The 8545-nt window shown below is 43.7% G+C and carries 5 protein-coding genes and 1 tRNA gene; 4 read left to right on the top strand and 2 right to left on the bottom strand.

Annotated elements, in window-relative coordinates; genetic code table 11:
- Positions 1-214: 214 nt before the first annotated feature.
- Positions 215-287, top strand: a tRNA-His gene (locus tag A5868_RS09180).
- Between the two features lie 163 nt (positions 288-450).
- Here A5868_RS09180 and A5868_RS09175 read toward each other — a convergent pair.
- Together A5868_RS09175 and A5868_RS09170 are read right to left on the bottom strand one after the other, a co-directional pair.
- Complete coding sequence (locus tag A5868_RS09175; protein ID WP_010780583.1) at positions 451-1617, bottom strand: RtcB family protein; 1167 nt, start codon at positions 1615-1617, stop codon at positions 451-453.
- Between the two features lie 379 nt (positions 1618-1996).
- Complete coding sequence (locus tag A5868_RS09170) at positions 1997-2833, bottom strand: MerR family transcriptional regulator (protein ID WP_010780584.1); 837 nt, start codon at positions 2831-2833, stop codon at positions 1997-1999.
- Positions 2834-2909: 76 nt separating this feature from the next.
- Here A5868_RS09170 and A5868_RS09165 point away from each other — a divergent pair, with 76 nt between their 5' ends.
- The 3 genes from A5868_RS09165 to ilvD all read left to right on the top strand — a co-directional run bounded on the left by A5868_RS09165 (position 2910) and on the right by ilvD (position 8535).
- Positions 2910-4652, top strand: coding sequence for an ABC transporter ATP-binding protein (locus A5868_RS09165; RefSeq protein WP_010780585.1), 1743 nt, complete (start codon positions 2910-2912; stop codon positions 4650-4652).
- Entirely contained in the window at positions 4633-6438 is a 1806-nt protein-coding gene (locus tag A5868_RS09160) for an ABC transporter ATP-binding protein (protein WP_010780586.1), read from the top strand. Before A5868_RS09165 ends, A5868_RS09160 begins: the two co-directional genes overlap by 20 nt.
- 414 nt (positions 6439-6852) lie before the next feature.
- A complete protein-coding gene (gene ilvD / locus A5868_RS09155) occupies positions 6853-8535 on the top strand; it encodes a dihydroxy-acid dehydratase (protein ID WP_010780587.1) in 1683 nt (560 codons plus the stop codon).
- Positions 8536-8545 lie beyond the last annotated feature (10 nt).

The following is an 8545-nucleotide window of genomic DNA, read 5'->3' as shown; positions in this document are numbered from 1 at the left end:
ATCATGGACCATTTCATCAAAATTTTTACTTTTTTATCAAATTCAAAAGCACTGAAACATTGATATGACAATGTTTCTATTTCAAACAAACAGTTTTTGTCCAACTCAAAATCCAGTGCCCTCACGGGCGTGCCGGTTCGACCCCGGCCGCCGGTATAAAGAGCTAAGATGTTATTTCATCTTAGTTTTTTATTTGAAATTAAATAGCACCATGGCGATCGTGGCGAAGTGGTTAACGCACCGGATTGTGGCTCCGGCACTCGTGGGTTCGATTCCCATCGTTCGCCCTAGCGAAAGACTTAGCAGAAATGTTGAGTCTTTTTTTGTTGTCCAGAATAGGGGATTTGTCTGTTTCATCTTGGAGGCTGCTTGAGTGAATAGAAGGGGAGGATGATCACAAAAACGGCGCTTCTCTCTTAAATAGAGAAAACGCCGTTTCTATAGAGGAGATTATCCTTTGAAGTTATACAATGGACGAATCACTTCATGTATTTCCATTGTTTCATCTAAATGCGTGAGGAGCTGTTTTTTAGATTTATAGGCTTTGGGCGCCTCGTCTAAGGTCTTTTTTGACACAGAAGTCGTCCAAACGTGCCGCATCATGTGCTGGTAATTCTCCAGATTGATCGAAGCTCTAGCTTGTGTCCGGCTCATCATGCGACCAGCACCATGAGGACCAGACTGATTCCATTCTGGATTGCCTTTGCCGACCCCAAGGAGGGAGCCGTCTTTCATGTTTAATGGAACGATCATTTTTTCATTCTTTCTAGCCGAAGCGGCTCCCTTGCGCAAGATCATCTGATCGGTATCAATGTAGTTATGGGGACTGTCAAAGCTCTCAATGATCTGCTTTTCCCATTTCATTGCTTTTAAAATCGTCAGCGCCATGGTTTGTCGATTGAAGGCAGCGTATTGTTGCGCGACCTTCATATCTGCTAAATAGTTTGCCAAATCATTTTCTGCAATGAAAGAAAATTCGTAAGGAATCTCCAATTCATTCAGTACATCGGCGAGGGATTGCTTCTCTAGACTAGTGCCGGCAGCTTTTAGTTGTGCGTGTATCTCTTGGCGTGCGTCAGTGAGCTTTTGATAGGCGATCTCTTGGTGATAGTCTGCAATTTCTTTTCCTAAAATTCGACTGCCACTGTGAATGACCAGATATATCCCGTCCTTGCCTTCGTTGACCTCGATAAAATGATTGCCACCGCCTAATGTTCCGATACTTCGCAATGCAGCACCCCGATGGACAGGTGCAAGCACGTGCTCCAAATTGAAAGCATATTGGGGTTTGCTGTGGGAGTGATGGCCGCTGGGAATCCGATTTCGAATGACCCGATCGAGTTTATCAAAATTTTGTTTGATCCCTTTTTTGATTTTTGTCACATGGACGCCGCAGCCAATGTCGACCCCCACCAAGCTAGGAGCTACTTTATCCGTTACCGTCATCGTCATTCCAATGACACAGCTCGCGCCGCTGTGGGTGTCCGGCATCACTCGAATCTTTTGGTCTTGTGTAAAGGGTTGATTACAAAGAGTCATAAGTTGCCCTCTTGTACTTTCTGTCAGTGCCTCTGTGTATACAGTAGCAGAGGTGTATTTTCCTTTTATTATTTTCACTATTAATCCTCTCATAGAGGAATCGAATTGTTCCTCTGGTTTAGTTTATTCTTCTTGGTATCCTTTCTTATTCCACTCATAGGAAGCACCTCCGTCGATTATTTATTAAAATCCATACAAAAAAACTGTCAACCGAATGATTGACAGTTTGCTAAATACGCTTTATTTACGAATAAGCAGAGAGTCGGTTGAAAAAGTCCCTCTATTCGAGTAAAACGACACAGCTAGATCAATCATTTGTAGGTTGTTTACTTGGTTAGTCTTAATCATTGCGCTCTCTCCCTTCGTTAGTTTTCATTTCATCCTATCATTTTAAAACACAGGGTGTCAAGGTGTTTTGTTTTACAGTATTTCGTATCATTTGTTTGGTCTATAAATTCTATTCAATCTTTTTTGTCACTGGAATCAATACTTCAAATACCTGATCCTCAGGATGCTCCGATGTGGCTTCATCTTGCCAGAGTAATTCCCAGATATCTCCATTTAAAATCAAGTGATGTTCCTTTAAATAGTTTTTAAAACGATTATTAAAGGTATTGATATAATGAATCTCATCTTTGATAAAACCAGAAACATACTCACCAGCGGGGCGTTTGATGACGCGATGTTCATCATATAGGTGTATTCGGTCTTCAGGGATTTTCACGAGGGCACGATACGGCGCATCATGAAAGTTCTCTTCGTAGAACGCCGCACCGTCGACTAAAAAGCCGATGGGGTAACCGCTAAACAGATCGCTGCTCTCTACGTAGGAATAAAACCGTCCATATACTTGAAAGGAATCAATATCATCGAAATTTTCAATAGTATCAGAAATAACAAAGGACTCTGCTTCACGGTAGGAACAAGTGATAGACTCCAAGTCAAAGTTTTTTAACGTCGTATACCGTTCGATATAGCTGTCTAGAGTTCCGCGAATGCCCTTTAACTTGTTGATTTGTTCGTCGACTTTTTGTTTTTGCCGCATGAATCCATCTAAAACATAATCCACGTTTCGATTCTTCAAAAAGGCATGAATCTCCTCTAATGAAACATCGAGGTTTTTTAATAAGAGAATGACGTCTAATTCAAAATACTGATCAATGCTGTAATAACGATACCCATTTTCGCCAATTTTTACTGGTTTGAAAAGATGGATCTGATCGTAATAAATCAGCGTTCGTCGACTGATGCCTGCGTATTTTGCTAGTTCACTGATCGTTAAATATTTTTTCATAGAAATCCTCATTTCTTGCTTGACTGTGACGTTACGTTACACTTTATTCTAACATAGGAGAAGGAGGGAAAAAAAGATGAAACTATTCAAAATCTTTTTCAAAGAGTATCAAACGATGTTCTTGGGCACCTTCATCTTAATGATCGTGCAGGCGGTTGGAACACTTATGATTCCTTACTATGTTGCTGAAATTATTGATGAAGGTATTTTAACGCAAGATCAAGGAGCGATTTGGCGAAATGGCGGATTGATGCTGGGGATCGCTGTGTTGACGGGGATCGTGTCGATTATCGCAAGTTATTATTCAGCGATTTTGGCTGGACGCTTCGGCTATTTTCTGCGGAAGCAGCTAGTCAGCAAAACACAGCAGTTGTCCATGGCTGAAATGGATGAATTCGGGACCCCCACGTTACTTGCTCGAACAACCAGTGACATTACAAATATTCAACAAATTTTAATGATGGTCTTCCAAATGATTATTCCTGCGCCGTTGATCTGCTTGGCGTCGATTGTTTTGACAGGAATGATCTCGTGGCGCTTTGTCTGGATACCGATCGCATCGATCGTTTTATTTTCGATCGTTTCGTTTATCGTTATCAAGAAGGCTGTTCCTCTTGCAGATGTGATGCAGCAGCGGATGGACAAGATGATGCAGATTCTAAGAGAATTTTATACAGGTGTGCGAGTGATTCGCGCATTCAATAAAACGGATTTTGAAAAAGAACGTACAGACAAAACATTCTTTAACTATTCTGATGTTATGATCCGTGTCAATAAATTATTTGCTGTTTTGAATCCGACAGTGAACTTAGTCATGGGCTTAGGAATGACTGCTGTCTTAGCATTTGGCGGATTATTAGTTGTTCAAGGAAATGTACCGATCGGCAGTCTGACTGCGATCAGTGAGTATACGATCTTGAGCTTATGGTTCTTGACGATGGCAGCGATGGTGATCGTAATGATCCCGAAGGCGTTGGCTTCTTTGGAGCGTATCGGTGAAGTTTTGGATAAAGAAGAAGAAATCGTCGATGGTCCGAAGACCTCGTTTGCTAGAGTAACGGATACGCCGATTGCTGTTTTCGATCACGTTGATTTCACGTATAGCGGTGCGGAAGAAGCCGTCTTATCCGACATCACGTTTGACATTCCAAAAGGGGTGACGGCGATTGTCGGGGGAACAGGATCAGGTAAAAGTACGATTGCAAAAGCCCTTTTACGTCTACGAGATACGACCAAGGGTGAGATTCGTTTCTTGGATGAACCGATTCAAGGGGTGACACAAGAAGCCCTCAGAGATCGAATCAGCTATGTCCCGCAGAAAGCATTTTTATTTAGCGGCACGGTCAGGGACAATTTCCTCTTTGGAAATCCTGAGGCAACTGAAAAAGAAATGCAGGCGGCTGCAAAAGCTGCTCAGGCAGAAGACTTTATTCATCAGTTAGATGGACAATATGATGCGTTTGTCGCTCAAAAGGGGAATAATTTCTCTGGGGGACAAAAGCAACGGTTGAGTATTGCCAGAGCCTTGATCAAGCCAGCAGATCTTTATTTCTTTGACGATAGTTTCTCAGCACTGGATTATCAAACAGACGCGAAATTACGGAAGGCCTTGAAAACGTATTTGTCCGAGGCGGCGATCGTGATCGTTGCGCAGCGTCTTTCAACGATTAAAGATGCGGATCAGATCATTGTTTTAGAAGAAGGACGAATCGTGGGGAAAGGCACCCATGAAGAGCTGCTGACAACCTGCGGCGTGTATCAAGAATTTGCCAAATCTCAAGGAATGGAGGAGAAAAAGCATGAGCATCAAGCAAGTTGAGGAAAAAGAAGTGGTAACTGAAACACCAAAAGAGCTTAAAAAGACCAGCATTCGTCTGTTGAAGCTCTTGATGGAACAAAAAGGTCGATTTGTCATAATTGTTTCTTCGGCAGTTTTTTTCGCGGCTTTGATGGCGATCACTCCGCTGATTTTAGGTCAGGGATTGGATGCGATCATCTCCTTGATCCAAACAGGTCAGGTAACAGTCGAGAGCTTATTTAATGCACTGGTCCGTCCAGTGGCACTGCTCTTTTTGTCATGGCTAGGCGTCTCCTTGTTTTCATTGCTGCAAGAATACACTATGGCAAGTGTGGCTGAAACGTTAACACTGCGACTGAGAAAGCTGTTAACGGAAAAGCTTAACCGCTTGCCGATGAATTTCTTTGATCAGTATAAAACGGGGGATGTGTTGACACGAGCGACACTTGATTTAGACAAAGTATCTGAGGTTCTGCAAGTAGGGTTGATGCAAATGATCTCCGCTGTCCTGTCGATCGTGATTGGTTTAGGCTTGATGATTTATTTAAGCCCGCTGCTTACCTTGGGGATAGTGATCATTCTACTGATCAGTCTCTTTTTGACAAACCGTCTGGCTCATAAAAACCAAGAATATTTTTCAGAGAATCAAGTTGCTTTAGGAGCGGTGGGAACGAAAGCCGAAGAGGATTACTCAGGAAACTTGCTGATCAAGTCTTACAATCGACAAAAAGAAACGATGGAAGATTTGGATGCATTGAACGAAGCGCAATTCCAAGCCTTCAAAAAAGCACAGTTCGTCAGCTTCGCGATCAATCCTTTGATTCGGCTGATCAACCAGCTAGGCTTTGTGACGAGTGCGGTCGTTGGCGGTATCATGGTGATCAACGGCCAATTATCGATTGGTTTGGTCCAGGCCTATTTACAATACGTCAATCAGGTCTCAGAACCAATCACGCAGGTTTCTTATGTGATCAACAGTTTGCAAAGTGCATTTGCTGCACTGGAGCGAATCTTTGAGATTTTAGATCAAGAGGAAGAAAAGGAAGACGCGATCCACATTCCTGTTCCAGAAACGCTGCGGGGTGAAGTAAACTTCAAGCATGTTTCCTTTGGGTATTCTTCGGACCGTTTGCTCATGGAAGATGTGAATTTCAAAGTGAAGCCGAAGCAGATGGTCGCTATCGTAGGACCGACCGGCGCTGGAAAAACAACGATGATCAACTTGTTGATGCGTTTTTACGAATTAACCGGCGGTCAGATCGAAGTTGATGGAAAAGACGTCAGTCATTTTTCACGAGCGGCCATTCGACAAAAATTCGGAATGGTGCTGCAGGATACTTGGCTGTTTGAAGGAACTGTGGCAAATAATATTGCATACGGCAATCCTGATGCCACCAGACAAGAGGTGGTCCAGGCGGCGAAAGATGCTCAATGCCACCATTTTATTCGTACGTTGCCTAACGGGTATGACACCATCATTTCTTCAGACGGCAGTCAGATTTCCCAAGGACAGCAACAGCTGCTGACGATTGCACGGGCCATTTTAGCCGATCCGCAATTACTGATTCTGGACGAAGCGACATCAAGTGTCGATACACGGACAGAAGGGATGATTCAGCAGGCTATGGATCAGTTAACGGCAGAGCGAACAAGCTTCGTCATTGCCCACCGTTTATCGACCATCAAAAACGCGGATTTGATTTTAGTCATGAAAGACGGGGCGATCATTGAACAAGGCAGTCATCGCAGTTTAATGGAAAAAGGCGATTTTTATGCCGCTCTTTATGATAGTCAATTCGCCGCTTAAGCTCGACACCTCGTGTCGGGCTTTTCGTTTGTAAAGTCAAAGGAACAATGACTTTTCATTTGTAAACTTTAAATGGGTTTGGCTTTACAAATGAAAAGTATCCAGGTTAAAACCCTAAAACAATTTAATTAGAAAATATTCTGAAAATTCATTGACTTTTAATCTTATGAACTGTATAGTATAAAAAAATGATTAAGATATTATTAGAAAAACGAGGAGCCGATTTTTATGCGCAAGAGTAAATACAATAATTTCGATGGCATCGTCTTATTAATTATTGAGTTGAGGACTTAGAACGCGGGAGAGTATGAACCGTTCGTTTGAGTCCTGTTTGCGTTACAAATGGGATTCTTGCAAGAGCATCCCATTTTATTGATGGGATGCTCTTTTTTTGATGGCAGGGGAGATGTGACTATGAGAAGTGATCAGATTAAAAAAGGAATTGATGCAGCACCGGCTAGAAGCTTATTGTATGCGACTGGCCAAGTAAAGAATATTCACGATATGGATAAACCGTTTATTGCGATTTGTAATTCATACATCGATATCGTTCCTGGACATGTTCACCTGCGCGAACTGGCAGATGTGGCAAAAGAAGCGATTCGTGAAGCCGGCGGGATTCCCTTCGAATTCAATACGATCGGTGTCGATGACGGCATCGCGATGGGACATATTGGGATGCGTTACTCCCTACCGAGTCGCGAATTGATCGCTGATGCAGCAGAGACAGTGATCAATGCTCATTGGTTTGACGGCGTGTTTTATATTCCGAATTGTGACAAGATTACGCCGGGAATGATTATGGCCGCTGTCCGGACGGACGTCCCTTCGATCTTTTGTTCTGGCGGGCCAATGAAGGCGGGAATCGATCCATTGGGACACCAAACAACGTTATCCTCGATGTTTGAAGCGGTAGGAACGTTCAAAGAAGGTAAAATGACCAAAGAGGATTTCCTATTCATGGAACAAAATGCCTGCCCGACCTGCGGTTCCTGTGCTGGGATGTTTACGGCGAACTCCATGAACTGTCTATTGGAAATATTGGGTCTTGCATTACCTGGAAATGGTACGATCTTGGCGGTTTCAGATGAACGCCGGGAGCTGGTAAGAGAATCTGCCAAGCACTTGATGAATCTTGTGAAGAAACAGATTAAGCCAAGAGACATCGTCACGAAAGAAGCGATTGACGACGCCTTCGCATTGGATATGGCGATGGGCGGTTCAACGAATACTGTTCTTCATACCTTAGCTATCGCCAATGAAGCCGAGATTGATTACGATCAGTCTGATATTAATGAGATTGCCAAAAGAGTTCCTTATCTTTCAAAAATTGCGCCGTCCTCCAGCTATTCGATGCACGACGTTCATGAAGCCGGCGGGGTTCCAGCGATCATCAACGAACTGGTCTCTATCGACGGAGCGATCCATTCAGACAGGATCACCGTTACCGGCAAAACGTTACGTGAGAATGTCGCTTCAGCGAAAATCAAGAACGAAGAAGTGATTCATCCGAAGACGGCACCTTATAGTGCGGTTGGCGGCCTGTCGATCTTATACGGGAATATCGCACCTGAAGGCAGCGTGATCAAAGTGGGCGGGGTAGACCCGAGTATCACTGTCTTTAAAGGAACAGCGATCTGCTTTAGTTCTCATGATGAAGCAGTGGCTGCCATCGATGATCACACTGTCACAAAAGGACATGTCGTTGTTATCCGATACGAAGGACCAAAAGGCGGTCCGGGAATGCCCGAAATGTTGGCACCAACATCTAGTATCGTCGGCCGCGGATTAGGAAAAGACGTTGCGCTGATCACAGACGGACGTTTTTCTGGAGCAACGCGGGGCATCGCTGTCGGACATATTTCACCAGAGGCAGCAGCCGGCGGACCCATCGCTCTGGTTCAAGATGGAGATGAGATTACGATTGATTTGACAGATCGTACATTGAACGTCGCTGTTTCAGAAGAAGAATTAGCAAAACGAAGAGAGCAATTAGTAAAATTCCAACCAAAAGTCAAAAAAGGCTGGTTGGCTCGTTACTCAGCGATGGTGACTTCCGCGCACACTGGCGGAGTCATGAAACTACCAGAGGAATAGGGGGATCGTG

Source organism: Enterococcus sp. 12F9_DIV0723, from assembly GCF_002174375.1.
In the GTDB taxonomy this organism is placed as follows: Bacteria; Bacillota; Bacilli; order Lactobacillales; family Enterococcaceae; genus Enterococcus_A; species Enterococcus_A gilvus.
This window is presented reverse-complemented; position numbering and strand designations above follow the sequence as displayed.